Below are 25767 nucleotides of genomic sequence, written 5' to 3'. Positions count from 1 at the left end.
ATCCGTAGATGGGGGGATGTATGGGTACGTTGTAATTAGGGATTGAGCGAATTAGCGCCAGGCGTCAAACCAGCCAAGCCCTTCTTCGGTGAGGCCACGAGGTTTGTATTCACAACCGATCCAGCCCTGATATCCCACTTCATCGAACAGGCGGAACAGCCACGGATAGTTGATTTCTCCATCGTCCGGTTCATGTCGATCAGGTAGTCCGGCAATTTGTGCGTGCGCATATTTCCCGGCGTAGTCGCGGATTAAATGTGTCAGGTTGCCATCTACTTTTTGCGCATGGAAAGTATCCAGTTGAATAAACACGTTATCTCGCGCAACCTCTTCAACAATAGCCAGTGCCTGATACTGGCTGGAGAAGAGATAATGAGGCTTAACGCCGGGGCTGAGTGCTTCAACCAATATTCGCTTGCCGTGTGGCGCAAAGCGGTCGGCAGCGTAGCGGAGATTATCAATAAATACTGCCCGGTACCGTTCAGCATCTTCGCCAGCGGGCACGACGCCTGCCATCACATGGACTTGTTCACAATTGAGCGCCAATGCATATTCCAGTGCCAGGTCGATGTCTGCGCGTGCTTCGTGCTCACGTCCGGGAAGGGCGGATAATCCCCATTCTCCCGCATTAATATCTCCGGGAGCGGTATTGAACAGCGCCAGTGTCAGATGGTTTTGCACCAGTTGCTGCTGGATTTGCTGGGTGGAGTAGTCATAGGGAAACAGAAACTCCACAGCATCGAACCCGGCTTTTCGCGCTGCGGCGAAGCGTTCAATAAAAGGCACTTCGATGAACATCATGGATAAATTAGCTGCAAAACGAGGCATTGCATTAACTCCTTAATTCCGCAATTTCACCTGCGGTCAGATAACGGATCGGGCGGTCACCGAGAATAAAAATCAGCTTTGCCGTTTCCTCCAGCTCTTCCATATTGTTGGCGGCTTCTTGCAGGCTTTCACCGCAAACCACTGGGCCATGATTTGCCAGTAAAAAAGCCTGATTGTCTGCTGCCAGTTCCGCCAGATCCTGTGCGATGCGTTTATCGCCCGGTCGGTAATAGGGCACCAGCGGGACATTACCCATCCGCATCACCACGTATGGTGTGAACGGCCGAATAACGTTATTGCTGTCCAGCCCTTCCAGGCAGGAAAGCGCCGTCGACCACGTACTGTGCAAATGCACTACCGCTTTACAGCGCGGATTGTTGCGATACAGCGCCAGATGAAAGAGCACCTCTTTCGAGGGTTTGTCACCACTTAACCATTCGCCATCCGCGGTGACTTTGGAAAGCCGCTGCGGATCGAGATTGCCCAGGCATGAACCTGTCGGTGTCGCCAGTAAATTCCCGTCAGGTAAAAGCAGCGACAGATTGCCAGCCGAACCGGTTGCATATCCGCGCTGAAAGAATGAACTGGCAATCCGCGTCATCTCCTCTCGCAAAGACTGCTCTACTTTTGCGAAATCGCTCATGATAAAAACTCTCTTTGGGCTCGTGAAAAAAAGGCTTCATCACCGAAGTTGCCAGATTTAAGGGCGAGTGAGACAGGCTTATCCAGTGCGTTTACCCACGGCACGCCGGGGGAAATGGTTGGGCCAATATGAAAACCTTTTATGCCCAGGCTCTGTGTGACTACGCCGGAGGTCTCACCGCCTGCGACAATAAAGCGTGTCACGCCTTCCGCTGCTAACCGCGCCGCTAGTTGAGAAAACAGAGTTTCTACTGCCTGACTGGCTTTTTGTGCACCGTATTGCTGTTGAATTGCTGCCAATGCGTCAGTGCTGGCGGTGGCAAAAACCAGTGGAGCAAGTACACTTTCCTGGCCCAGAACCCACTCTGCCAGCTCGTGTGCATAAGCGGCCAGAATTTCGGTTGAGAGGCAGCGTGCCACATCAACCTCACGGGCTGGTGCAATTTGACGGTAATGTGCCACCTGGCGGTTGGTCATTTGAGAGCATGAACCGGAGAGCACTACGCCGCGCCCAGCGAGCGGACGCCCTGCTTCGCGAGCCTGGTTACCGTTTTCTTGCGCCCACTGCCGGGCCAGGCCAATCGCCAGACCAGAACCGCCCGTTACCAGTGGGGCATCGCGCAAGGCTTCCCCCTGAATTTCCAGATGGTGTTCGGTCAGCGCATCAAGCACCGCGTAGCGATAGCCCTCTTGCTGTAAGCGAGCCAGCTCCTGACGAACGGCTTTCACACCTTGTTCGAAAACATGTGCTGAAACGACGCCGCAGCGCCCTGTGGATTGCGATTCAACCAGACGGGGAAGATAGCTGTCGGTCATGGGATTTACCGGGTGATGGCGCATCCCGGATTCGGCCAGCAGTTGATTCATTACGAACAAATACCCCTGATAAACCGTACGTCCGTTGACTGGCAGGGCCGGAGAGAAGACCGTAAACGGTGTGTCGAGAGCATCCATTAATGCATCGGTAACTGGGCCGATATTCCCTTTCGCCGTACTGTCGAAAGTAGAGCAGTATTTGAAATAGATCTGTTTGCAACCTTGCTGTTGCAACCAGCTCAGAGCCGCCAGCGATTGCTGTGTGGCTTCAACCACCGGACAGGAGCGCGTTTTCAGGCTGATCACCAGTGCGTCGATTGCTTCCGGCATTTTACCTGTTGGAACACCGTTAATTTGTACCGTTGGTAGACCGTTTTCCACCAGAAAACTGGCGATATCCGTCGCGCCGGTAAAATCATCGGCGATAACGCCAATCTTGATCATGATTTCGCTCCCGGTAGAGTGATGCCAGAGAAAATCTTGATAACTGCGCTATCGTCTTCTTTCCCGTAACCCGCGTTACTGGCGCTGGTGAACATATTCAATGCTGTTGAGGCCAATGGCAGCGGGAAGTGCAGGGCTTTGGCGGTATCGGCAACCAGACCAAGATCCTTAACAAAAATATCGACGGCTGAATGCGGGGTGTAATCGCCATCCACCACATGACGCATCCGGTTTTCGAACATCCATGAATTTCCGGCGGCATTGGTCACGACGTCATACATCACATCCAGCGGGATCCCCGCACGGGCTGCAAGCGCCATCGCTTCGGCTCCGGCAGCAATATGTACGCCCGCTAACAACTGGTGGATAATTTTTACGGTCGAACCCAGTCCCGGTTCTGCTCCGATGCGATAAACTTTTCCGGCAACGGCTTCCAGCACGGGTGCTAGTCGTTCAAAGGCAATATCGCTACCGGAGGCCATGACAGTCATTTCACCGTTAGCGGCTTTTACCGCACCACCAGAAACCGGCGCATCCAGCATTTCCAGACCGAATCCAGCCAGAGCGGTAGCAATTTCTTGCGCATCAGCACTGGCGATAGTGGAAGAAACCATTACTGCCGTACCGGGTTTCAGATGTTGTGCAACGCCTTTTTCACCAAACAGCACCTGTTTAACCTGGGTCGCATTGACCACCAGCACCAGCAGAGCGTCCAGTTTTTCGGCAAACGTCGCGGCGTTATCAGAAACTCCGCAAGCACCAGCCTCTTTCAACGTAGCGCAGGCATTGCTGTTCAGGTCTGCGCCCCAGGTAGAAAGACCCGCGCGGACACATGACAGTGCTGCTCCCATTCCCATTGACCCTAAGCCAACGATACCGACATGAAACTCCGATCCCGTTTTCATCTGCTCTCCTTGTTAATTTAAGTGATATTTTGTTTTGTGTTGTGAATATAAGCGCGGAAAGATAAAGATATGGTGAGCTTATTCACAAAAGTTAACATTGCGTGTTATTTTATGTGAACTAAGCGTTAGTTGCGCCGCGCACGTTTCGCAGGCAAATAGCGTAGAATGTCAGCAGGACAAAGGAAGGAGCAAAAGTTGATACCCGTAGAGCGTCGCCAAATCATCCTTGAGATGGTAGCTGAAAAAGGCATTGTTAGTATTGCTGAACTAACGGACAGAATGAATGTGTCACATATGACCATTCGTCGGGATTTACAAAAACTGGAGCAGCAGGGAGCCGTTGTGCTGGTGTCCGGGGGCGTCCAGTCTCCGGGACGCGTGGCGCATGAACCTTCTCATCAGGTAAAAACTGCGCTGGCAATGACGCAAAAAGCGGCTATTGGCAAGCTGGCGGCAAGTCTTGTTCAGCCGGGACGTTGTATCTATCTGGATGCGGGAACGACCACGTTAGCGATTGCACAGCATCTGACTCACATGGAGCCACTCACAGTGGTTACTAACGACTTCGTTATTGCGGACTACTTGCTCGACAACAGTAATTGCACAATTATTCACACTGGCGGCGCAGTGTGTCGGGAAAACCGTTCCTGTGTTGGGGAAGCCGCTGCGACCATGCTGCGTAGCCTGATGATTGATCAGGCTTTTATTTCTGCATCGTCATGGAGTGTGCGGGGGATCTCTACGCCAGCAGAAGATAAAGTCACGGTGAAACGGGCGATTGCCAGTGCCAGCCGCCAGCGAGTTTTGGTCTGTGATGCGACGAAATATGGACAGGTGGCGACATGGCTGGCGTTACCATTAAGCGAGTTTGATCAGATCATTACTGACGATGGTCTGCCGGAGAGTGCCAGCCGCGCGCTGGCGAAGCTGGATCTCTCTTTGCTGGTAGCGAAAAATGAATAATGACCTGCAATAACGCCGGGTTACTCATGCTTCACAGAAGAAGCATGAGACTACTTTATTTTATAAAATGACAGCCGCCCGCTTTTCGGCGATCCGGTATCTATATAAATCTGGTTAGCGAACGTCTGAATGTTATCAAACATCATATGACCAAATATAAAGAAGTCGGCACCGTTTATTTTTTGTAATTCGCTATTAAGTGATTTCTGCACACGATCAACAGGCCAGAGTAATTCATTCTCCGCTATTTCTTTGCCAAACTGATACTCCTTCCCCGGATAATCTGCATGTGCGATGACATATTTTATGGTGTCGTTAGTGATTTCAATAATATGTGGAAGGTGATGGAATTTCAGCAACAGATCTATTGCCTCTTGTTGCTCTGAATCATTTAAATCGAAAAACCAGTCACCACCGCTGGCAAGCCACATATTTCCATCGCCAGTTTCGAATGCATCAAGCGCCATCGCTTCGTGGTTGCCTTTGACGGAGATAAACCAGGGCTGGTTTAACAGGCGCAGCACGTTAAGACTCTCGGGCCCACGATCGATGTTATCGCCTACCGAAATAAGTAAGTCGGTTTCAGGGCAAAAAGAGAGTTGATGTAAGCGGGATTGTAATAATTGATAGTCACCATGAATATCACCAACGGTCCATATATGGCGATAGTGATGGGCGTTGATTTTTTGGTAGCGTGTAGATGGCATGGTTTTACCCTGTAAAATAAGTTTTCCTATTATACAGGGTATTTTTATTTGATTCGTCAGTTGTCGTTAATATTCCCGATAGCAAAAGGCTATCGGGAATTATTATTACACCAGACTCTTCAAGCGATAAATCCACTCCAGCGCCTGACGCGGAGTCAGTGAATCCGGGTCGAGGTTTTCCAGTGCCTCGACCGCAGGCGAAGTTTCTTCCGGTACGGACAGCAAAGACATTTGTGTACCATCCACTTGCGTAGCAGCGGCGTTCGGCGAAATGCTTTCCAGCTCACGCAGTTTTTGCCGTGCGCGCTTAATAACCTCTTTTGGCACGCCTGCCAGCGCTGCAACCGCCAGGCCGTAGCTTTTGCTCGCTGCGCCATCCTGCACGCTATGCATAAAGGCAATGGTGTCGCCGTGCTCCAGTGCATCGAGATGCACGTTGGCGACGCCTTCCATTTTCTCCGGTAACTGGGTCAGCTCGAAATAGTGGGTAGCAAACAGCGTCAACGCTTTGATCTTATTTGCCAGATTTTCCGCACACGCCCACGCCAGCGACAGACCATCGTAAGTGGACGTTCCACGCCCAATCTCATCCATCAACACCAGACTATATTCGGTGGCGTTATGTAAAATATTGGCAGTTTCGGTCATCTCCACCATAAAGGTTGAACGCCCGGAAGCCAGATCATCCGCGGCACCTACGCGGGTAAAGATACGGTCAATCGGGCCAATCTCGACTTTTTGCGCCGGTACGTAGCTGCCGATATACGCCATCAGCGCAATCAACGCGGTCTGGCGCATATAGGTACTTTTACCTCCCATGTTCGGACCGGTAATGATCAACATGCGATGCTGCGGCGACAGGTTCAGCGGGTTAGCGATAAACGGCTCATTCAGTACTTGTTCAACTACCGGATGGCGACCTTCGGTAATGCGAATGCCAGGTTTATCAATAAAGGTCGGGCAGGTGTAGTTCAGGGTATAGGCCCGCTCCGCCAGGTTCACCAGCACGTCGAGTTCCGCCAGCGCGCTCGCGCTCTGTTGCAACGCTTCCAGATGCGGCAACAGCAGGTCGAACAGCTCTTCATAAAGTTGTTTTTCCAGAGCCAGTGCTTTGCCTTTTGAGGTGAGAACTTTATCTTCGTACTCTTTTAGCTCTGGAATGATGTAGCGCTCGGCGTTTTTCAGCGTCTGGCGACGCATGTAGTTGATTGGTGCCAGATGGCTTTGCCCACGGCTGATTTGAATGTAGTAGCCGTGCACCGCATTAAAGCCAACTTTCAGCGTGTCCAGGCCGGTACGTTCACGCTCGCGGACTTCCAGACGCTCCAGATAATCGGTCGCGCCGTCAGCCAGCGCGCGCCATTCATCCAGTTCTTCGTTATAACCAGTCGCAATAACACCACCGTCGCGTACCAGCACCGGCGGCGTGTCGATGATTGCTCGCTCCAGCAGGTCGCGCAGTTCGGCAAACTCGCCCATCTTCTCACGCAGTGCTTGTACCGGGGCGCTATCGACACCTTCCAGTTGCGCGCGCAGTTCTGGAAGTTGCTGGAAGGCATGACGCATACGGGCCAGATCGCGCGGGCGAGCGGTACGCAACGCCAGACGCGCCAGAATACGTTCCAGGTCGCCGACCTGACGCAGTACCGGCTGTAGCTCAGCGGTGAAATCCTGCAATGCGCCAATAGTTTGCTGGCGCTCAAGCAACACGCGGGTATCGCGCACTGGCATATGCAGCCAGCGTTTCAGCATACGGCTGCCCATCGGCGTTACAGTGCAGTCGAGCACTGAAGCCAGCGTATTTTCCGCACCGCCGGCCAGGTTCTGAGTAATTTCCAGGTTACGACGCGTCGCGGCATCCATAATGATGCTGTCCTGCTGACGTTCCATAGTGATAGAACGAATATGCGGCAGGGTCGTGCGTTGGGTATCTTTCGCATACTGCAACAGACAACCGGCAGCACAAAGTCCGCGTGGTGCGTTCTCCACACCAAAACCGACCAGATCTCGGGTGCCAAATTGCAGGTTCAATTGCTGGCGAGCGGTGTCGATTTCAAACTCCCACAGCGGGCGACGACGCAGGCCGCGGCGACCTTCAATCAGCGACATCTCGGCGAAATCTTCCGCATACAGTAATTCCGCTGGATTCGTACGTTGCAGTTCTGCCGCCATCGTTTCGCGGTCCGCCGGTTCGCTCAGGCGAAAACGACCGGAACTGATATCCAGCGTTGCGTAGCCGAACCCTTTACTGTCCTGCCAGATAGCCGCCAGCAGATTGTCCTGGCGCTCCTGTAACAGTGCTTCATCGCTGATGGTGCCCGGCGTAACGATACGGACAACTTTGCGCTCGACCGGCCCTTTGCTGGTCGCCGGATCGCCAATCTGTTCACAAATAGCAACCGATTCGCCCTGATTCACCAGTTTGGCGAGGTAGTTTTCCACCGCATGGTAGGGAATCCCCGCCATCGGGATTGGCTCTCCCGCTGAAGCACCGCGTTTGGTCAGTGAAATATCCAGCAGTTGCGACGCCCGTTTTGCGTCGTCATAAAACAGTTCATAAAAGTCGCCCATCCGGTAAAACAGCAGGATCTCGGGATGCTGGGCTTTCAGCTTGAGATACTGCTGCATCATGGGCGTATGGGCGTCGAAATTTTCTATTGTACTCATGGGGTTAAGTCCGGCTCCCTGATGTTAAATGTAGTGTGATGGTTTTTATTTTCGTTGTAATCACATAAGGCGCACATGATACCGGAGTTAATCATTTCAGGGGAAGACGCGAAAGGTGAGTTCTTGATGTCGGTTCCGCGAAAAATGCTGCTTTACAGCTTTTGCGTGATGACGATGAAACAAGATCGCCAAATTCGTCGGTTGAAGAAACCTCCGCCTTCAGAGACATAGTCCCCTTTAAAATTAAGTTGTAATATAAATGCACCTTAAGAGTATGGAGGCAGCATGTCCGGCAAGCGTATCTCTCGTGAAAAACTGACGATTAAAAAAATGATCGATCTTTATCAAGCGAAATGCCCGCAGGCGTCAGCAGAGCCGGAGCATTACGAGGCGTTGTTTGCTTACGCGCAAAAGCGGCTGGATAAATGTGTGTTCGGCGAAGAGAAACCAGCCTGTAAGCAGTGTCCGGTGCACTGTTACCAGCCTGCAAAGCGTGAAGAGATGAAACAGATTATGCGTTGGGCCGGGCCGAGAATGCTGTGGCGTCATCCGATCTTAACCGTGCGTCATCTCATCGATGACAAGCGTCCGGTGCCGGAGTTGCCAGAAAAATATCGTCCAAAGAAATAAATCTGCCGGAGAGCCATACTCTCCGGCAAATACGGCGCTTACGCTTTGGTGGCAATCAGGATGGCTGATGCTTTGATCAATGCAATAATGCGCGAGCCAGTGGTGAGTTTCATTTCATCCTGACTTTCATTTGTTACCACTGCCACAATTTCAAAACCCGCATCCGTTTTGATATGGACAGTGGCGTTCACTGCGCCTTCGGTGATTGTCGACACGCTGCCAGCAAACTGGTTGCGAGCAGAGAATTTCAGTCCACAGTCTTCCGTTGCCAGCGTGACCCACGGGGCTTTAATCAGGGCAATCGCTTCTTTCCCTTTCGCCAGACCCAGCGCTTGCTGGCTGCTGTGAGTCACAATTGCCACCAGCTTTGCACCACCTGCCAGCGTCAGTTCTACTTCATCATTCACAGCGCCCATTGCTACTGTGCTAACTGTTCCGGTTAATTGATTTCTTGCTGAAACTGCCATACTGCCTCCTTTCATTGAATGTTGATCGAGTATAACCACATCTGTTAAATCAATGCCGATTTATCAATTCCCAGTCGCTTCATCCGTGACAGCAGAGTCGTGCGTTTCAGCCCCAGACGTTGCGCAGCGCCTTTAGGCCCGGCAACCACGCCGTTTGTTTCTTTCAGCACGCGAACAATCAACTGATATTCATCTTCGCCCTCCTGGGCGACAACCGTTGCGGCAGGCGGCGTTTCAGGTTCTGGTAAAGCAATATCTGGCAATGACAGCTGCAGCACGTTGCCGCGTGTTAGCAATACCGCGCGCTCAATGACGTTTTCCAGCTCACGCACGTTGCCCGGCCATTCCATGTTGCTCAGGATGCGCAGCGTCTCGGCAGGAATGCTGTCGATATTGCGCCCCAGACGACGGGCAATTTTGAAGGTAAAGGCTTTCGCCAGCAGCGGAATATCTTCCGGACGCTCGCGTAGTGGCGGCAGGTGGATCGGGAATACGTTCAGGCGGTAATAGAGATCGCTACGGAACTCTCGGTCGGCGACCATTTTTTTCAGATCGCGGTTAGTCGCGGCAATTAAACGTACGTCCGTCTGAATGATTTTGTTGCTGCCGAGACGTTCAAACTCCTGTTCCTGTAATACACGCAGCAACTTCGGCTGTAACTCCAGCGGCATATCGCCCACTTCATCGAGGAATAGTGAGCTTTTATCCGCCAGTTCAAAACGACCAATGCGCTGAGCGCTGGCACCGGTAAAAGCCCCACGCTCATGACCAAATAGATCGCTTTCCAGCAATCCGGCAGGCATCGCCGCGCAGTTCATTTTGACCATACGGCGATTATTACGCCCACTGAGATTATGGATCGCGCGGGCAATCAGCTCTTTACCTGTACCAGTTTCACCGAGGATCAGAACGGTACTGTCACTTTGCGCCACCATTTCCACTTGTTTAAGTACGCTGTACATGGCTTCGCTGCGGCCAATAATCTCGCCAAATTCACTATCAACATTGTTGAGCTGCTCGGTCAGGGCGAGGTTTTCATCAACCAGCCGTTCTTTCAGACGATGAATTTCCTGATAGGCGAGGGCGTTATCGACAGCGATTGCCACACGTTCGGCAATCTGGCGCAGTAAATTCAGATTGGTAGTGGTAAAGACTTTCTCTTCGCATTGCGCCAGTTTCAGTACGCCCAGCATGGTGTCGCCAGACATCAGCGGTAACAGGCACAAGGTTTGAATCTGATTGCCCCAGGTGTTGAACAACATGCGTTCATAGGGGGCTAAATCGTCCCGCTCGTGGAGATTAATCAACAGCATCTCTTTACTTTTGAAGACGCGTTCGGTGAGGGTTCCGGCTTCATCGACTTCGCTCTGTTCGTGAGCGGGATGCTGTTTATCAAGATAGTGAGTGGAGTAGATGTTGAGTTTGTTCTTACGGTGGCTGCGTAAGACGATGCTGATATCGTCAATGTCGAAATAGTAATGGATTTCTTTGGCGACTTCGCTGACCAGTTCGTCCATATCCAGGCGGGAAAGCACCGCGTTAGTGATGGCGACCAGGATGCGGAAGTTATCGCGTTCCCGGCATAACAACTCATAGTCGACATTGTTAACGACGCGGCTCTGGATTTGTTCGGTGACGACAGAAACGATCTGCGTAAATGTTTGCAGACGATTGAACTCTTTTTCGCTCCAGGGGCGATCGTCATAACGAATAAATTCACAGCCACCAAAAATATGCCCTTCCGCCGCCAGTGGCATCAGGCAATAGTGACCAAATTTGGGGTATAGCCCACCTGTGGCCAGCTGCGGCCAGGTTTCACAAAATTCTTCGTAACTGCAATGCAGCGTATCAGGGCGCGACAAAATGCTGCGTACCGGACCGTGTGCCAGAACAGTTTCGTCTTCATATTTAATGGGGGTGTCTTTTTCACGCGATGCGTAATAAGACGCACGTTGAGTCTGCGCTTGCCACAACACAATCGCCGCGTTGTCGGCGAGCGCAGAACGCTTTACCAGTTGCGAAAGAGCCTCACACAGCGAGGCCAGATCGGGCTGCTGCAATAGTGTCCGAGTGATGTCGAACAACCCTTGCTGTCCGAGATCACTCATCGGTGTATATGACATTTTGTTCTTCCAGGAAAGCACCGCAAAGCGGTGCAAAAGGTCATTGACTAACTATAGGAGATTTAGAATTTTATTAGCATATACGCGGAAGCGGTTCGGCGTGCGGTAGATCGAGGGTTCGTTTCACGCCATACAGACCGGCAAGACGAACACCTTTACGTTCTACTACTTCGCCAATCAGCGCCGCATCTTTTCCCAATGGATGGGAATGTAACGCCGCCAGCACTTGCTCTGCTGCGTTGCGTTCAACGGCGATCACCAGTTTGCCTTCGTTGGCAAAGTTAAGGGCGTCCAGTCCCAGCAGTTCGCAAACGCCGCGCACAGCAGGTTTAACCGGCAGTGCCGCTTCTGAAAGTTCAATACCACAACCGCAGGCTGCCGCGAACTCATGAACCACCGCGTTTACACCACCACGGGTGGCATCACGCAGCGCTTTCACGCCGGGAATGTCACGCAGCGTCTGAATAAGCGGCGTCAGCACCGCGCAGTCGCTGACCAGTTCTCCATCCAGCCCTAGTTGCTCACGCAGGTTAAGGATAGTCGCCCCATGGTCGCCGAGTGTACCGCTAACCAGCAATACATCGCCTGCGGTTAGCGTCTGTGCGCCCCAGTGAATATTCGCCGGAATTGCGCCCATGCCAGCGGTGTTGATAAACAGTTTATCTGCCGCGCCGCGCTGTACCACTTTGGTATCGCCAGTAACGATGGCAATGCCTGCCGCGCGGGCGGTTTCTGCCATGCTGGTCACTACGGCTTTCAGTGTCTCCATCGGCAATCCTTCTTCGAGGATAAAGCCACAGGAGAGATAGCGCGGAATTGCGCCACTGACCGCAACGTCATTGGCGGTGCCGCAAATCGCCAGCTTGCCGATATTACCGCCAGGAAAGAACAGCGGGTCAATGACGTAACTGTCGGTTGAGAACGCCAGACGGTCGCCTTCCGCTACCAGCTGCGCCAGATCAAGACGGGCCTGATCTTCCTGCTCTGCCAGCCACGGGTTGGCAAAGGCTTCCATAAACAGGCTGTTGATTAATTGCTGCATCGCCTGGCCGCCGCTACCGTGGGCGAGTTGGATATTATTCACGCTTCACTCTCCTGCTGACGATACTGATACCACGCGGCGCACGCTCCTTCGGAGGAAACCATCAGCGCACCAAACGCGGTTTGAGGATTACAGGTGTTACCAAACAGCGGGCATTGATGCGGCTTACATTTGCCCGTCAAGACTTCGCCACAACGCGCACGCGGGTCATCGCAGACCTGCTGCGGTGCCGGGCGGAAATGTGCTTCGGCATCGAATCGTTGATAATCCGGCGTCAGGTGCACGCCAGAAGATTCAATCACGCCTAAGCCGCGCCATTCACTGTCGCCGTTGACACAGAACACATCGGCAATCGCCTGTTGCGCCAGCAGGTTACCGGCATCCGGTACCACCCGACGATACTGATTCTCTACCTTGCTGTGGGCCGCTATTTTCTGCTCCACCAGCATCACCACGCCTTGAAGTAGATCAAGGGGTTCGAAACCAGCGACCACCAGCGGACGATGAAAAGCGCTGGCGATAAAATTATAGGCATCAGTGCCGATAACCATACTGACGTGGCCCGGCGCGAGGAACGCGTCGATACCGTTATCTGGCTGTTCCAGCAAACTGCGCAGTGTCGGGATAAGCGTAATGTGCTGGCAGAAGAAGTAAAAATTCTGCACATCGCGGGCTTTCGCCTGTTGCAGAGTGATGGCGGTGGTCGGCATGGTGGTTTCAAAACCTAAGCCGAAGAATACCACTTTACGAGTTGGATTCTCCTGCGCCAGTTTCAACGCATCCATTGGCGAGTAAACGATGCGCACATCGGCACCGCGTGCTTTTGCCTGCAACAGCGACCCCTGTTTCCCTGGTACGCGCATGGCATCGCCAAAGGTACAGAAGATGACTTCCGGATGGCTGGCAATCTCCACGCAGGTGTCGATTCTACCCATTGGCAGTACGCACACAGGGCAACCCGGACCGTGGATAAACTCAACGTTTTCCGGTAGCAACTGGTCGAGGCCGAATTTAAAAATGGCGTGGGTATGACCGCCACACACTTCCATAATCCGCAGAGGGCGTTCGGCGGTGTAAGAGAGATGTGAAGCACGTTCGCGCAGATGCTCAATTAACTGCATTACCTGTTCCGGCTCGCGATATTCATCAACAAAACGCATTATTTTTCCTCGCCATACAACAGCGCGCCGACATCTGGCTCAACGTCAAACATGTTTTGTAAGGCGTCGAGAGTGTCGCGTGCTTCGGCTTCATTAATTACGCTCATGGCAAAGCCAACGTGAACCAGTACCCACTGGCCCACGCGTGGCTGACCGTTTTCATCGCAGCTGCCGACTAACGTTAAATCGACATCGCGCTGAATGCCGCAGACGTCGACTTTCGCCTGGTTGCCGTCAATAGTGCGGATCTGGCCGGGAACGCCTATGCACATCGCTGTGTCTCCAGCCAGTTCAGCCACTGGTCCATCCCTTCGCCGCTGGTGGCGGAAATAAGGATGATTTCAATTTCTGGATTGACTTCACGGGCGCAGGCGATGCACTTCTCAACGTCGAAATTGAGATACGGCAGCAAGTCAACTTTGTTGAGCAGCATCAGCGAGGCGGCGGCAAACATGTGCGGATATTTCAGCGGTTTGTCTTCACCTTCGGTAACGGAAAGCACCGCCACTTTGTGTTTTTCACCGAGATCGAAGCTGGCCGGGCAAACGAGGTTACCGACGTTTTCGATAAACAGAATACCGTTATCGTCCAGTGGCAGGCGCGGCGCGGCGTCGGCAATCATCTGTGCGTCAAGATGGCAGCCTTTACCGGTGTTCACCTGAATCGCTGGGGTGCCGGTAGCGCGAATGCGTGCGGCATCGTTCACGGTTTGCTGGTCACCTTCAATAACCGCGCACGGAACGCTGTCTTTCAGGCGCATTAAAGTTTCCGTCAGCAGGGTGGTTTTACCGGAACCAGGGCTGGAAACCAGGTTGAGCACCAGTTGCTTGCGGGCAGCAAAGCGCGCGCGGTTGCGTTCAGCCAGACGGTTATTTTTGTCCAGCACGTCAATTTCGACTTCCAGCATCCGACGCTGGCTCATGCCCGGCGCGTGAGTGCCCGCTTCGCCATGACCGTAATGCAGGTCGCCTTCTTCAGTCTGGCTGGGGGTAAATTCAGGCGCTTTAATGCCGGTGATTTTCATCTTCGGGCGTGCCGCCGGGGCAAATGGCGCGCTACGAAACGCGGAATGAGGGTTATGTTCATCACCCTCGATATAGAGGTTGCCTTCACCGCAACCGCATGTTGTACACATCGCTCACTCCTGGTCTATTTCTATCCGCCGAATCTGTAAACCGTCGTCTGCCACAATCTGTAGCATGTCACCATGACACTGTGGACAGCGGCGGACGCGCTGGGTCAGTAGCGTCACATACTGTTGGCATGTTTCACACCAGCATTCGGCCTCTTGTTCTTCGAGGTGCAGTTTACAACCTTCCGCCACGCTGCCGCGGCAAACCAGATCAAAACAAAAGGCAAGAGAGCTGGTTTCGACACAAGAAAATGCGCCAATTTTGAGCCAGACCCCAGTTACGCGTTTTGCGCCGTGTTTTGCGGCCTGCTGTTCGATCAATTCCAGTGCCCGTTGGCAGAGGGTTATTTCGTGCATATCGCCTCCCATTAACTATTGCCAGCTACAAGCAATAATTGTGCCAGTGTTGATTATCCCTGCGATGAATAATGTCGATGATGTCGAAATGACACGTCGACACGGCGACGAAATTCATCTTTAGCTTAGAAATCGCTTTAATAACAATGAATTAAAAGTTGGCACAGAAAATGCTTAAAGCTGGCATCTCTGTTAAACGGGTAACCTGACAATGACTATTTGGGAAATAAGCGAGAAAGCCGATTACATCGCACAGCGGCATCGTCGCCTACAGGACCAGTGGCACATCTACTGCAATTCGCTGGTTCAGGGGATCACGTTATCGAAAGCGCGCCTGCATCACGCCATGAGCTGCGCGCCGGACAAAGAACTCTGTTTCGTCCTTTTTGAACATTTTCGCATTTACGTCACCTTGGCGGATGGCTTTAACAGCCACACCATCGAGTATTACGTCGAAACAAAAGATGGCGAAGACAAACAGCGGATTGCGCAGGCGCAGTTGAGCATTGACGGCATGATTGATGGCAAGGTCAACATCCGCGATCGCGAACAAGTTCTGGAACACTATCTCGAAAAAATCGCTGGCGTTTACGACAGCTTATATACCGCCATTGAAAACAATGTGCCGGTGAATTTAAGCCAACTGGTAAAGGGACAAAGCCCGGTAGCATGAGCTGAGGCTTTGCCCGTTTTGCAGGCGTTACGCCTGTTTGGGGATGGGCGTGTCGATGAGTGTCGAAAATGACATTTCATCGGCATGTTTTCGTCAAAAATGACAATCACCTGAGGAATGCCTGGTGAATCGTTTTGTAATTGCTGACTCCACGCTCTGTATCGGCTGCCACACTTGTGAGGCTGCCTGTTCAGAGACGCATCGCCAGCACGGCCTGCAATCAATGCCGCGCCTGCGAGTGATGCTAAATGAAAAAGAATCTGCGCCGCAGCTCTGTCATCACTGTGAAGATGCACCCTGCGCGGTGGTCTGCCCGGTTAACGCCATCACTCGTGTTGATGGTGCTGTGCAGTTGAATGAAAGTCTGTGCGTAAGCTGCAAACTGTGTGGTATCGCCTGCCCGTTTGGCGCAATTGAATTTTCCGGCAGCCGTCCGCTGGATATTCCGGCAAACGCCAATACCCCGAAAGCGCCACCGGCACCGCCTGCTCCGGCGCGTGTCAGCACATTGCTTGACTGGGTGCCAGGTATTCGCGCGATCGCCGTCAAATGTGACCTTTGTAGCTTTGATGAACAAGGTCCGGCCTGCGTGCGGATGTGCCCGACTAAAGCCCTGCATCTGGTGGATAACACCGATATCGCCCGCGTCAGCAAACGTAAGCGTGAGCTGACTTTTAACACGGACTTTGGCGATCTCACCTTGTTTCAGCAGGCTCAAAGTGGAGAGGCTAAATGAGCGCAATTTCCCTGATCAATAGCGGCGTGGCGTGGTTTGTCGCCGCCGCTGTTCTGGCATTTCTCTTTTCTTTTCAAAAAGCGCTAAGTGGCTGGATAGCCGGAATTGGCGGCGCGGTGGGTAGCCTGTATACGGCAGCCGCGGGCTTCACTGTGCTGACTGGCGCGGTTGGCGTGAGCGGTGCGCTGTCGCTGGTAAGCTACGATGTGCAAATCTCTCCGCTTAATGCGATTTGGCTGATTACACTCGGCCTATGCGGTCTGTTTGTCAGCCTCTACAACATTGACTGGCATCGCCACGCGCAGGTGAAATGCAACGGCTTGCAGATCAATATGTTGATGGCTGCCGCCGTCTGTGCCGTCATCGCCAGCAACCTCGGCATGTTCGTGGTAATGGCCGAAATCATGGCCCTGTGTGCGGTGTTCCTCACCAGCAACAGCAAAGAGGGCAAACTGTGGTTTGCGCTGGGGCGTCTTGGCACTCTGCTGCTGGCGATTGCCTGCTGGCTGCTGTGGCAGCGTTACGGCACGCTGGATCTGCGCCTGCTGGATATGCGTATGCAACAGCTGCCGCTCGGTTCCGATATCTGGCTGCTCGGTGTGATTGGCTTTGGCCTGCTGGCCGGGATTATTCCGCTGCACGGCTGGGTGCCACAGGCACATGCCAACGCCTCTGCGCCAGCTGCCGCGCTGTTTTCCACGGTAGTCATGAAAATTGGCCTGCTGGGCATTTTAACTCTGTCACTACTGGGCGGTAATGCACCGCTGTGGTGGGGGATCGCGCTGCTGGTGCTCGGTATGATCACCGCATTCGTCGGCGGTCTGTATGCGTTGATGGAACATAATATCCAACGTCTGCTGGCTTACCACACCCTGGAGAATATCGGCATTATCCTGCTGGGGCTGGGCGCTGGCGTAACGGGTATCGCGCTCGAACAACCGGCGCTGATTGCCCTTGGTCTGGTTGGTGGTCTGTACCATCTGCTTAACCATAGCCTGTTCAAGAGCGTACTGTTCCTTGGTGCGGGGAGCGTCTGGTTCCGTACCGGTCATCGCGATATCGAAAAACTCGGTGGTATTGGCAAGAAAATGCCGGTTATCTCCATCGCCATGTTAGTCGGGCTGATGGCAATGGCTGCGCTGCCGCCGCTGAACGGTTTTGCCGGGGAATGGGTTATCTATCAATCCTTCTTCAAACTGAGCAATAGTGGCGCGTTTGTTGCCCGTCTTCTCGGGCCGCTGCTCGCCGTGGGGCTGGCAATTACCGGTGCGCTGGCGGTGATGTGTATGGCGAAAGTTTATGGCGTTACTTTCCTTGGCGCGCCGCGTACCAAAGAGGCCGAAAACGCCACCTGTGCGCCGCTCCTGATGAGCGTAAGCGTAGTGGCACTGGCGATTTGCTGCGTAATTGGCGGTGTTGCTGCGCCGTGGCTACTGCCGATGCTCTCTGCTGCTGTACCTCTGCCGCTGGAGCCTGCTAACACCACCGTTTCTCAACCGATGATCACGTTGCTGCTGATTGCCTGCCCGCTGCTGCCATTCATCATTATGGCGATTTGCAAAGGCGATCGTTTGCCGTCGCGTTCCCGCGGCGCGGCCTGGGTGTGCGGCTACGATCATGAAAAATCAATGGTGATTACCGCTCACGGTTTTGCCATGCCGGTGAAACAGGCGTTTGCGCCGGTGCTGAAACTACGCAAATGGTTGAATCCGGTGTCGCTGGTGCCGGGCTGGCAGTGCGAGGGGAGTGCGTTGCTGTTCCGCCGGATGGCGCTGGTTGAACTGGCGGTGCTGGTGGTGATTATTGTTTCACGAGGAGCCTGAGAATGAGTGTTTTATATCCGTTAATTCAGGCGCTGGTGCTATTTGCCGTTGCGCCGCTGCTCTCCGGTATTACCCGTGTGGCGCGTGCCCGTCTGCATAACCGTCGCGGGCCGGGCGTGTTGCAGGAGTATCGCGACATTATCAAACTGCTGGGCCGCCAGAGCGTTGGCCCGGATGCCTCCGGCTGGGTGTTCCGCCTGACGCCGTATGTGATGGTGGGCGTCATGCTGACTATCGCCACTGCGCTGCCGGTGGTGACCGTCGGTTCTCCGCTGCCGCAACTTGGCGATTTGATCACCTTACTGTATCTCTTCGCCATCGCGCGTTTCTTCTTTGCCATTTCTGGTCTGGATACTGGTAGCCCGTTTACCGCTATCGGCGCGAGCCGTGAAGCGATGCTTGGCGTGTTGGTTGAACCGATGTTGCTGCTTGGTCTGTGGGTCGCCGCACAGGTTGCCGGTTCCACCAACATCAGCAACATCACCGACACCGTTTATCACTGGCCACTGAGCCAGAGCATCCCGCTGGTGCTGGCGCTTTGTGCCTGTGCGTTCGCCACCTTTATCGAAATGGGCAAACTGCCGTTCGACCTGGCGGAAGCCGAGCAGGAGTTGCAGGAAGGTCCGCTCTCTGAGTATAGCGGCAGCGGCTTTGGCGTCATGAAATGGGGCATCAGCCTGAAACAGCTGGTGGTGTTGCAGATGTTCGTCGGGGTGTTTATTCCGTGGGGACAAATGGAAACCTTCACCGTCGGTGGGCTGCTGCTGGCGCTGGTGATTGCCATCGTCAAACTGGTGGTTGGCGTCCTGGTTATCGCGCTGTTCGAAAACAGCATGGCCCGTCTGCGTCTTGATATTACTCCGCGCATTACCTGGGCCGGGTTTGGCTTTGCATTTTTAGCGTTCGTCTCCTTGCTGGCGGCGTGATTAAAGAGAGTTTGAGCATGTCTGAAGAAAAATTAGGTCAACATTATCTCGCCGCGCTGAATGAGGCATTTCCTGGCGTCGTGCTGGACCACGCCTGGCAGACCAAAGATCAGCTAACCGTCACCGTGAAGGTGAACTACCTGCCGGAAGTGGTGGAGTTTCTCTACTACAAACAAGGGGGTTGGCTGTCGGTGCTGTTTGGTAACGACGAACGCAAACTGAATGGTCATTACGCCGTTTATTACGTGCTGTCGATGGAGAAGGGCACCAAGTGTTGGGTAACGGTTCGCGTCGAAGTTGACGCCAACAAACCGGAGTATCCTTCCGTGACGCCGCGCGTTCCGGCGGCGGTGTGGGGCGAGCGTGAAGTGCGCGATATGTACGGTTTGATTCCGGTTGGTCTGCCGGATGAACGTCGTCTGGTGCTGCCGGATGACTGGCCGGATGAACTTTATCCTCTGCGTAAAGACAGCATGGATTATCGTCAGCGTCCGGCACCGACTACCGATGCTGAAACCTACGAGTTCATCAACGAACTGGGCGACAAGAAAAACAACGTCGTGCCGATTGGTCCCCTGCACGTCACTTCTGACGAACCGGGTCACTTCCGTCTGTTCGTCGATGGTGAAAACATTATCGACGCCGACTACCGCCTGTTCTACGTCCATCGCGGCATGGAAAAACTGGCGGAAACCCGTATGGGTTACAACGAAGTGACCTTCCTCTCTGACCGTGTGTGCGGGATCTGCGGCTTTGCTCACAGCACCGCCTATACCACGTCGGTGGAAAACGCGATGGGTATTCAGGTGCCAGAACGCGCGCAGATGATCCGCGCCATTCTGCTGGAGGTAGAACGCCTGCACTCGCATCTGCTCAATCTCGGCCTGGCCTGTCACTTTACCGGCTTCGACTCCGGCTTTATGCAGTTCTTCCGCGTGCGTGAAACCTCCATGAAAATGGCAGAGATCCTTACCGGTGCACGTAAAACCTACGGCCTGAACCTGATCGGCGGGATTCGTCGCGATCTGCTGAAAGACGACATGATCCAGACCCGCCAGCTGGCACAACAGATGCGTCGTGAAGTGCAGGAGCTGGTGGATGTGCTGCTGAGCACACCGAACATGGAACAACGCACCGTCGGCATTGGTCGTCTGGACCCGGAAATCGCTCGCGACTTCAGTAACGTTGGCCCGATGGTTCGTGCCAGCGGTCACGCCCGTGATACCCGTGCCGATCACCCGTTTGTTGGTTATGGCCTGCTGCCAATGGAAGTCCACAGCGAGCAGGGCTGCGACGTTATTTCCCGTCTGAAAGTGCGTATCAACGAAGTCTATACCGCGCTGAATATGATCGATTACGGTCTGGATAACCTGCCGGGCGGCCCGCTGATGGTGGAAGGCTTTACCTACATTCCGCACCGTTTCGCGCTGGGCTTTGCCGAAGCGCCGCGCGGCGACGATATCCACTGGAGCATGACCGGCGACAACCAGAAGCTGTACCGCTGGCGCTGCCGTGCGGCGACCTACGCGAACTGGCCGACCCTGCGTTATATGCTGCGCGGCAACACCGTTTCCGATGCGCCGCTGATTATCGGTAGCCTGGACCCTTGCTACTCCTGTACCGACCGCATGACCGTGGTCGATGTACGTAAGAAGAAGAGCAAAGTGGTGCCGTACAAAGAACTTGAGCGCTACAGCATTGAGCGTAAAAACTCGCCGCTGAAATAAGGAATCGCCATGTTTACCTTTATCAAAAAAGTCATCAAAACCGGCACGGCGACTTCGTCTTATCCGCTGGAGCCGATTGCGGTTGATAAAAACTTCCGTGGTAAGCCAGAGCAGAACCCGCAGCAGTGCATTGGCTGTGCGGCTTGCGTCAATGCCTGCCCGTCAAACGCCTTAACGGTTGAAACCGACCTCGCCACTGGTGAGCTGGCGTGGCAGTTTGACCTTGGGCGCTGCATCTTCTGTGGGCGCTGCGAAGAAGTCTGCCCGACAGCGGCGATTAAGCTGTCGCAAGAGTACGAACTGGCGGTGTGGAAGAAAGAAGACTTCCTGCAACAGTCCCGCTTCGCGCTGTGCAACTGCCGCGTCTGCAATCGTCCTTTCGCCGTCCAGAAAGAGATCGACTACGCCATTGCGCTGCTTAAGCACAACGGTGACAGCCGCGCGGAAAACCACCGCGAAAGCTTTGAGACTTGCCCGGAATGTAAGCGCCAGAAATGCCTGGTGCCGTCCGACCGTATTGAACTGACTCGCCATATGAAAGAGGCCATCTGATGAGCAATTTATTAGGCCCCCGTGACGCCAACGGCATTCCGGTCCCGATGACGGTGGATGAATCCATCGCCAGCATGAAGGCGTCGTTACTGAAAAAAATCAAACGTTCTGCCTACGTTTATCGCGTGGACTGCGGCGGCTGTAACGGTTGCGAAATCGAAATTTTCGCCACGCTTTCGCCGCTGTTCGATGCAGAACGCTTCGGCATTAAAGTCGTTCCGTCACCGCGTCATGCGGATATTTTACTGTTTACCGGCGCGGCCACCCGTGCAATGCGATCCCCTGCGCTGCGTGCGTGGCAGTCCGCGCCGGACCCGAAAATCTGTATCTCCTACGGTGCCTGCGGTAACAGTGGCGGGATCTTCCACGATCTCTACTGCGTGTGGGGCGGTACGGATAAAATCGTTCCAGTGGATGTTTATATCCCTGGCTGCCCGCCAACGCCTGCCGCCACGCTGTACGGCTTTGCGATGGCGCTCGGCCTGCTGGAGCAGAAAATCCACGCCCGTGGGCCGGGTGAGCAGGATGAACAACCGGCGGAGATCCTGCATGGCGATATGGTGCAGCCGCTGCGCGTGAAAGTGGATCGCGAAGCACGCCGCCTGGCGGGTTATCGTTACGGTCGCCAGATTGCCGATGATTTCCTGACGCAATTAGGGCAGGGCGAAGAACAGGTTGCACGCTGGCTGGAAGCGGAAAACGATCCGCGTCTGAACGAGATTGTCAGCCATCTGAATCATGTTGTTGAAGAGGCGCGTATCCGATGAGTGAAAAGGTGGTGTTCAGTCAACTGAGCCGTAAATTCATTGATGAGAACGATGCTACGCCCGCCGAGGCGCAGCAGGTGGTCTATTACAGCCTGGCGATTGGTCACCACCTTGGGGTTATCGATTGCCTGGAAGCGGCGCTTACCTGCCCGTGGGATGACTATCTGGCATGGATTGCCACTCTGGAGGCGGGCAGCGAAGCCCGCCGCAAAATGGAAGGCGTGCCGAAATATGGTGAGATCGTCATCGACATTAACCATGTGCCGATGCTGGCCAACGCATTCGATAAAGCCCGGGCAGCGCAAACTTCGCAGCAGAAGGAATGGAGTACAATGCTGTTAAGTATGCTGCATGATATTCATCAGGAAAACGCCATCTATTTGATGGTGAGGAGACTGCGTGACTGACGTTTTACTCTGTGTTGGCAATAGCATGATGGGTGATGATGGCGCAGGCCCGCTACTGGCGGAAAAGTGCGCTGCCGCGCCGAAAGGTAACTGGGTAGTGATTGACGGCGGTAGCGCACCGGAAAACGACATTGTCGCTATCCGCGAACTGCGCCCGACACGGCTGCTTATTGTCGACGCCACGGATATGGGGCTAAACCCTGGCGAGATCCGCATCATCGACCCGGCTGACATCGCCGAGATGTTTATGATGACTACCCATAACATGCCGCTGAACTATCTTATCGACCAGTTGAAAGAAGATATTGGCGAAGTGATTTTCCTTGGCATCCAGCCGGATATCGTCGGCTTTTACTACCCGATGACTCAGCAGATTAAAGATGCGGTGGAAACGGTGTATCAGCGGCTGGAAGGCTGGGAAGGAAATGGCGGCTTCGCGCAGTTAGCGGCGGAAGAAGAGTAGTTTTTCAGTAAGGAATTCAGGGAATTGAACATCAGAACAGGGATGTGCGCTTTTTTATTGAGCTTAGTGCTGCCTGCACAGGCCACCAGCTTTACCGAATATCTGCCGATGAGTGACAGCGAATACGCGCAAAAGCGGGCGCTGAAACCTCTCCTGACCATGCCTTATGATGCCGAGCAAAACTGGCATTTTAGAAAAGTTGGCGTTGCTGGCGTGACGCTTGAAAAGATGCCAAATGATGATAGTGAATGGCAATTGAACGGTAAAGATCGCGCCGGTAAATCCGGGTCTGTGCCTGTGGGGGTGCTGCAAAATATGGCGGGTAATGCGCAACTTTACCGTGCCGATCTTGATCGTAACGGCATTCAGGATCTGGTTATCTGGCGGGGTATTTCAGGAAATGGTCTGGCACCTAACGCGTTTTTGATTCTGATGACCTTTAATCAGCAAGGTCGCCCGTGTGTTTTTCAGTCCGATAGTTTTTATACCGCAAGTGAAACTGGCATTGATGATTTGCTGGATTTACAAAGGAATGGCCACACGCAATTGCTGGATATGCAGTTTGATTCCGGTTACTGGATAACCAGTCTGTATCAGGTAAAAGACGCCAAATGGCAGCGTGTTCACGGCTGGTTTGGCAAGTTAAGCTATCCCGCGCTCACGCGTTTTACTTATACCCCCAACCGTAAACTCGTCCTCAAACCCATCGCCGGGCGCGACCCGCAATCGGAAGATCTGGTGCTGACGCAGCGTTGCTTGATAAAGGGGGATGTTCTTGATGGGGTGAACCAGCTCTGACTTTTGGCAGAGTAGCTATGAGGGGGATTATGTGTAGACAGATGTCACGTTACTACAGAGAGAACAAAGAATGACTGCTAATGCTGCACGCGCTGTTAAAGCAACAAGAGAACTGGTCAATGCAGTCCCCTTTCTGGGAGGCAGTGACTCAGAAGATGATTATCGTGAAGCACTGGAACTGGTCGAATATTTGATTGAAGAAGATGACACCAATCCACTTATCGACTTTCTGGCGAGCCGCATTGCAGAATATGAAAACAATAACGAAAAGTTTGCAGAGTTCGACAAAGCCGTTGCAGCAATGCCGGTTGGCGTGGCGTTACTTCGTACGCTGATTGATCAACATAATCTGACCTATGCGGATTTGAAGAACGAAATCGGCTCTAAATCCCTGGTCAGCCAGATCTTGTCTGGACAACGATCCCTGACGATATCCCACATTAAGGCACTTTCAGCCCGATTTGGCGTTAAGCCGGAATGGTTTCTTTGATTTTTGACTGATGCCAAACCCAAGATTGCCCGATGCGCAACGCTTATCGGGCCTTGTAGGCCGGATAAGGCGTTCACGCCGCATCCGGCACGGTTACTTACTCTAAATCTTCACCATTACTGGCAATCACTTTTTTATACCACCAGAACGATTTCTTACGCGTGCGCGTCAGCGTGCCGTTGCCTGCGTCGTCACGGTCTACGTAGACAAAACCGTAGCGTTTGCTCATTTCACCCGTAGAGGCGGAAACTAAATCAATACAGCCCCATGTGGTGTAGCCCATCAGCGGAATGCCGTCTGCAATCGCTTCGCCCATTGCGCGGATATGTTCGCGTAAATAGCTGATGCGATAGTCGTCGTTAATTTCGCCATTGGCAGCAAATTCATCTTTTGCGCCCAGGCCGTTTTCCACCAGAAACAGTGGCTTCTGATAACGGTCGTACATCATATTCATGGTGATACGCAGACCGAGTGGATCAATACCCCAGCCCCAGTCGCTCACTTGCAGATACGGGTTACGCAGCGATTTCACCACGTTCGCCGCACTGCAGTTGTTGGCGTTCATCTCCGCCGAGGCGCAGCGCGAGGCGTAATAGCTGAAAGAGACAAAATCGACGGTGTTTTTCAGGATCTCATCATCGCCCGGTGCTTTGTCGATGGTTACCCCTTTTTCGCGGAATACGCGGGCAGAGTAAGCCGGATACGCGCCCCGCGCCTGCACATCGATAAAAAACAGGTTTTCCCGATCTTTCTCCAGCGCCGCCCAGACATCTTCCGGCTTGCAGCTGTAAGGGTAGAAGTTACCGCCCGCCAGCATACAACCCACCTGATTTTGCGGGTTAACCTCATGGGCGATTTTGGTGGCTAGCGCACTGGCAACCAGCTGGTGATGCGCAGCCTGATATTTCATCTGATCCTGATTTTCCCCTTCTTCAAACACCAGACCCGCGCCGGAGAACGGGCTATGCAACATAATGTTGATTTCATTGAAGGTAAGCCAGTATTTCACCAGACCATCAAATGCTTCAAAGCAGGTTCTGGCGTAGCGGCTGAAAAACTCCACCAGCTTGCGGTTACGCCAGGAGCCATATTCGGTGACCAGATGCATCGGCACATCGAAGTGGCACAACGTGACCAGCGGTTCGATACCGTACTTTTTACACTCTTCAAAGACAGAACGATAAAAAGCAATGCCCTGCTGATTGGGCGTGATTTCATCGCCCTGCGGAAAGAGACGGCTCCAGGCAATTGAGGTACGGAAAACCTTGAATCCCATCTCTGCCATCAGGGCGATATCTTCTTTATAACGATGATAAAAATCCGTCGCCTCATGGCTGGGATAAAACTCGTCATCTCGCAACTGAAAACGTTTTTCCAGCCCCAGTTTCACCGCCATTCGATGCTCGCCGTGTGGGATCATATCGACAGTGGTCAGACCTTTGTCACCTTCACGGAACGCACCTTCAGACTGGTTGGCGGCAAGCGCGCCGCCCCATAAAAAACTTTCTGGAAATACTGACAT

27 protein-coding genes are annotated in these 25767 nt (G+C 53.4%); 13 read left to right on the top strand and 14 right to left on the bottom strand.

Annotation, left to right across the window (positions count from 1 at the left end):
* Window positions 1-51: 51 nt before the first annotated feature.
* The 4 genes from C4F37_RS17985 to ltnD are packed head-to-tail and all read right to left on the bottom strand — an operon-like array spanning window position 52 to window position 3635.
* Window positions 52-828: an HPr family phosphocarrier protein gene (locus C4F37_RS17985; RefSeq protein ID WP_001539449.1), complete on the bottom strand. Its 777-nt coding sequence runs from the start codon at window positions 826-828 to the stop codon at window positions 52-54.
* Between the two features lie 4 nt (window positions 829-832).
* Entirely contained in the window at window positions 833-1471 is a 639-nt protein-coding gene (otnC, locus tag C4F37_RS17980) for a 3-oxo-tetronate 4-phosphate decarboxylase (protein WP_001279001.1), read from the bottom strand.
* Window positions 1468-2730, bottom strand: coding sequence for a 3-oxo-tetronate kinase (gene otnK / locus C4F37_RS17975; protein WP_001539448.1), 1263 nt, complete (start codon window positions 2728-2730; stop codon window positions 1468-1470). The genes otnC and otnK overlap by 4 nt, the downstream gene beginning before the upstream one ends.
* The gene (gene ltnD, locus C4F37_RS17970) at window positions 2727-3635 is read right to left on the bottom strand and encodes an L-threonate dehydrogenase (RefSeq protein WP_000847997.1); all 909 of its coding nucleotides are present in this window, start codon (window positions 3633-3635) and stop codon (window positions 2727-2729) included. Before ltnD ends, otnK begins: the two co-directional genes overlap by 4 nt.
* A 195-nt stretch (window positions 3636-3830) precedes the next feature.
* Between ltnD and ygbI the strand changes: the two genes are divergently transcribed.
* On the top strand, window positions 3831-4598 hold the full coding sequence (ygbI, locus tag C4F37_RS17965) for a DNA-binding transcriptional repressor YgbI (RefSeq protein WP_001298167.1): 768 nt from the start codon (window positions 3831-3833) through the stop codon (window positions 4596-4598).
* A 50-nt stretch (window positions 4599-4648) separates the two neighbouring features.
* Here the strand turns inward: ygbI and pphB are convergent, their stop codons facing one another.
* Together pphB and mutS are read right to left on the bottom strand one after the other, a co-directional pair.
* Complete coding sequence (pphB, locus tag C4F37_RS17960; protein ID WP_001141302.1) at window positions 4649-5305, bottom strand: protein-serine/threonine phosphatase; 657 nt, start codon at window positions 5303-5305, stop codon at window positions 4649-4651.
* A 105-nt stretch (window positions 5306-5410) separates the two neighbouring features.
* Complete coding sequence (mutS, locus tag C4F37_RS17955) at window positions 5411-7972, bottom strand: DNA mismatch repair protein MutS (RefSeq protein ID WP_001539446.1); 2562 nt, start codon at window positions 7970-7972, stop codon at window positions 5411-5413.
* Window positions 7973-8257: 285 nt separating this feature from the next.
* Between mutS and C4F37_RS17950 the strand changes: the two genes are divergently transcribed.
* Window positions 8258-8602, top strand: coding sequence for a nitrous oxide-stimulated promoter family protein (locus C4F37_RS17950; RefSeq protein ID WP_000015482.1), 345 nt, complete (start codon window positions 8258-8260; stop codon window positions 8600-8602).
* A 38-nt stretch (window positions 8603-8640) separates the two neighbouring features.
* Here C4F37_RS17950 and C4F37_RS17945 read toward each other — a convergent pair whose 3' ends face one another.
* The 7 genes from C4F37_RS17945 to hypA form a co-directional block, all read right to left on the bottom strand.
* Window positions 8641-9069 (bottom strand): TOBE domain-containing protein, encoded by a 429-nt coding sequence (locus C4F37_RS17945; protein ID WP_001539442.1) that lies wholly within the window; start codon window positions 9067-9069, stop codon window positions 8641-8643.
* Between the two features lie 44 nt (window positions 9070-9113).
* Complete coding sequence (gene flhA, locus C4F37_RS17940) at window positions 9114-11192, bottom strand: formate hydrogenlyase transcriptional activator FlhA (protein WP_000122674.1); 2079 nt, start codon at window positions 11190-11192, stop codon at window positions 9114-9116.
* A 73-nt stretch (window positions 11193-11265) separates the two neighbouring features.
* Window positions 11266-12276 carry a hydrogenase maturation carbamoyl dehydratase HypE gene (gene hypE, locus C4F37_RS17935; RefSeq protein WP_001059916.1) on the bottom strand — a complete coding sequence of 337 codons (1011 nt, stop codon included), beginning with the start codon at window positions 12274-12276 and terminating at the stop codon, window positions 11266-11268.
* Window positions 12273-13394: a hydrogenase formation protein HypD gene (gene hypD, locus C4F37_RS17930; protein ID WP_001539441.1), complete on the bottom strand. Its 1122-nt coding sequence runs from the start codon at window positions 13392-13394 to the stop codon at window positions 12273-12275. The genes hypE and hypD overlap by 4 nt, the downstream gene beginning before the upstream one ends.
* Window positions 13394-13666, bottom strand: a complete 273-nt coding sequence (hypC, locus tag C4F37_RS17925) for a hydrogenase 3 maturation protein HypC (RefSeq protein WP_000334881.1) — start codon at window positions 13664-13666, stop codon at window positions 13394-13396. The genes hypD and hypC overlap by 1 nt, the downstream gene beginning before the upstream one ends.
* Entirely contained in the window at window positions 13657-14529 is an 873-nt protein-coding gene (gene hypB, locus C4F37_RS17920) for a hydrogenase nickel incorporation protein HypB (RefSeq protein WP_000337665.1), read from the bottom strand. The genes hypC and hypB overlap by 10 nt, the downstream gene beginning before the upstream one ends.
* A 3-nt stretch (window positions 14530-14532) precedes the next feature.
* Complete coding sequence (hypA, locus tag C4F37_RS17915; RefSeq protein ID WP_001299100.1) at window positions 14533-14883, bottom strand: hydrogenase maturation nickel metallochaperone HypA; 351 nt, start codon at window positions 14881-14883, stop codon at window positions 14533-14535.
* Between the two features lie 211 nt (window positions 14884-15094).
* On the opposite strand from hypA, the gene hycA reads away from it, so the two are divergent.
* The 11 genes from hycA to C4F37_RS17860 all read left to right on the top strand — a co-directional run bounded on the left by hycA (window position 15095) and on the right by C4F37_RS17860 (window position 24245).
* A complete protein-coding gene (gene hycA / locus C4F37_RS17910) occupies window positions 15095-15556 on the top strand; it encodes a formate hydrogenlyase regulator HycA (RefSeq protein WP_000158058.1) in 462 nt (153 codons plus the stop codon).
* A gap of 124 nt (window positions 15557-15680) precedes the next feature.
* Window positions 15681-16292 (top strand): formate hydrogenlyase subunit HycB, encoded by a 612-nt coding sequence (gene hycB, locus C4F37_RS17905; RefSeq protein WP_001079186.1) that lies wholly within the window; start codon window positions 15681-15683, stop codon window positions 16290-16292.
* Window positions 16289-18115 (top strand): formate hydrogenlyase subunit 3, encoded by a 1827-nt coding sequence (gene hycC / locus C4F37_RS17900; RefSeq protein WP_001274388.1) that lies wholly within the window; start codon window positions 16289-16291, stop codon window positions 18113-18115. Before hycB ends, hycC begins: the two co-directional genes overlap by 4 nt.
* 2 nt (window positions 18116-18117) lie before the next feature.
* Window positions 18118-19041 (top strand): formate hydrogenlyase subunit HycD, encoded by a 924-nt coding sequence (hycD, locus tag C4F37_RS17895; protein WP_000115226.1) that lies wholly within the window; start codon window positions 18118-18120, stop codon window positions 19039-19041.
* Window positions 19042-19058: 17 nt separating this feature from the next.
* Window positions 19059-20768 carry a formate hydrogenlyase subunit HycE gene (gene hycE, locus C4F37_RS17890; protein WP_001288134.1) on the top strand — a complete coding sequence of 570 codons (1710 nt, stop codon included), beginning with the start codon at window positions 19059-19061 and terminating at the stop codon, window positions 20766-20768.
* A 9-nt stretch (window positions 20769-20777) separates the two neighbouring features.
* Window positions 20778-21320, top strand: a complete 543-nt coding sequence (hycF, locus tag C4F37_RS17885) for a formate hydrogenlyase subunit HycF (protein ID WP_000493797.1) — start codon at window positions 20778-20780, stop codon at window positions 21318-21320.
* Complete coding sequence (gene hycG / locus C4F37_RS17880) at window positions 21320-22087, top strand: formate hydrogenlyase subunit HycG (protein WP_001774027.1); 768 nt, start codon at window positions 21320-21322, stop codon at window positions 22085-22087. The genes hycF and hycG overlap by 1 nt, the downstream gene beginning before the upstream one ends.
* Window positions 22084-22494, top strand: coding sequence for a formate hydrogenlyase assembly protein HycH (hycH, locus tag C4F37_RS17875; protein ID WP_001291913.1), 411 nt, complete (start codon window positions 22084-22086; stop codon window positions 22492-22494). The genes hycG and hycH overlap by 4 nt, the downstream gene beginning before the upstream one ends.
* Window positions 22487-22957: a hydrogenase maturation peptidase HycI gene (hycI, locus tag C4F37_RS17870; protein ID WP_000132956.1), complete on the top strand. Its 471-nt coding sequence runs from the start codon at window positions 22487-22489 to the stop codon at window positions 22955-22957. The genes hycH and hycI overlap by 8 nt, the downstream gene beginning before the upstream one ends.
* 42 nt (window positions 22958-22999) lie before the next feature.
* Window positions 23000-23755 carry a hypothetical protein gene (locus C4F37_RS17865; RefSeq protein ID WP_023151096.1) on the top strand — a complete coding sequence of 252 codons (756 nt, stop codon included), beginning with the start codon at window positions 23000-23002 and terminating at the stop codon, window positions 23753-23755.
* Window positions 23756-23825: 70 nt separating this feature from the next.
* Window positions 23826-24245 (top strand): helix-turn-helix domain-containing protein, encoded by a 420-nt coding sequence (locus tag C4F37_RS17860; RefSeq protein ID WP_000126294.1) that lies wholly within the window; start codon window positions 23826-23828, stop codon window positions 24243-24245.
* 97 nt (window positions 24246-24342) lie between these two features.
* Here the strand turns inward: C4F37_RS17860 and ascB are convergent, their stop codons facing one another.
* On the bottom strand, window positions 24343-25767 hold the full coding sequence (ascB, locus tag C4F37_RS17855) for a 6-phospho-beta-glucosidase AscB (RefSeq protein ID WP_001774026.1): 1425 nt from the start codon (window positions 25765-25767) through the stop codon (window positions 24343-24345).

It is taken from the genome of Escherichia sp. R1, assembly GCF_003000935.1.
In the GTDB taxonomy this organism is placed as follows: Bacteria; Pseudomonadota; Gammaproteobacteria; order Enterobacterales; family Enterobacteriaceae; genus Escherichia; species Escherichia coli.
Note: the sequence above shows the minus strand (reverse complement) of the source record. Positions and strands in the feature narration are given on the sequence as shown.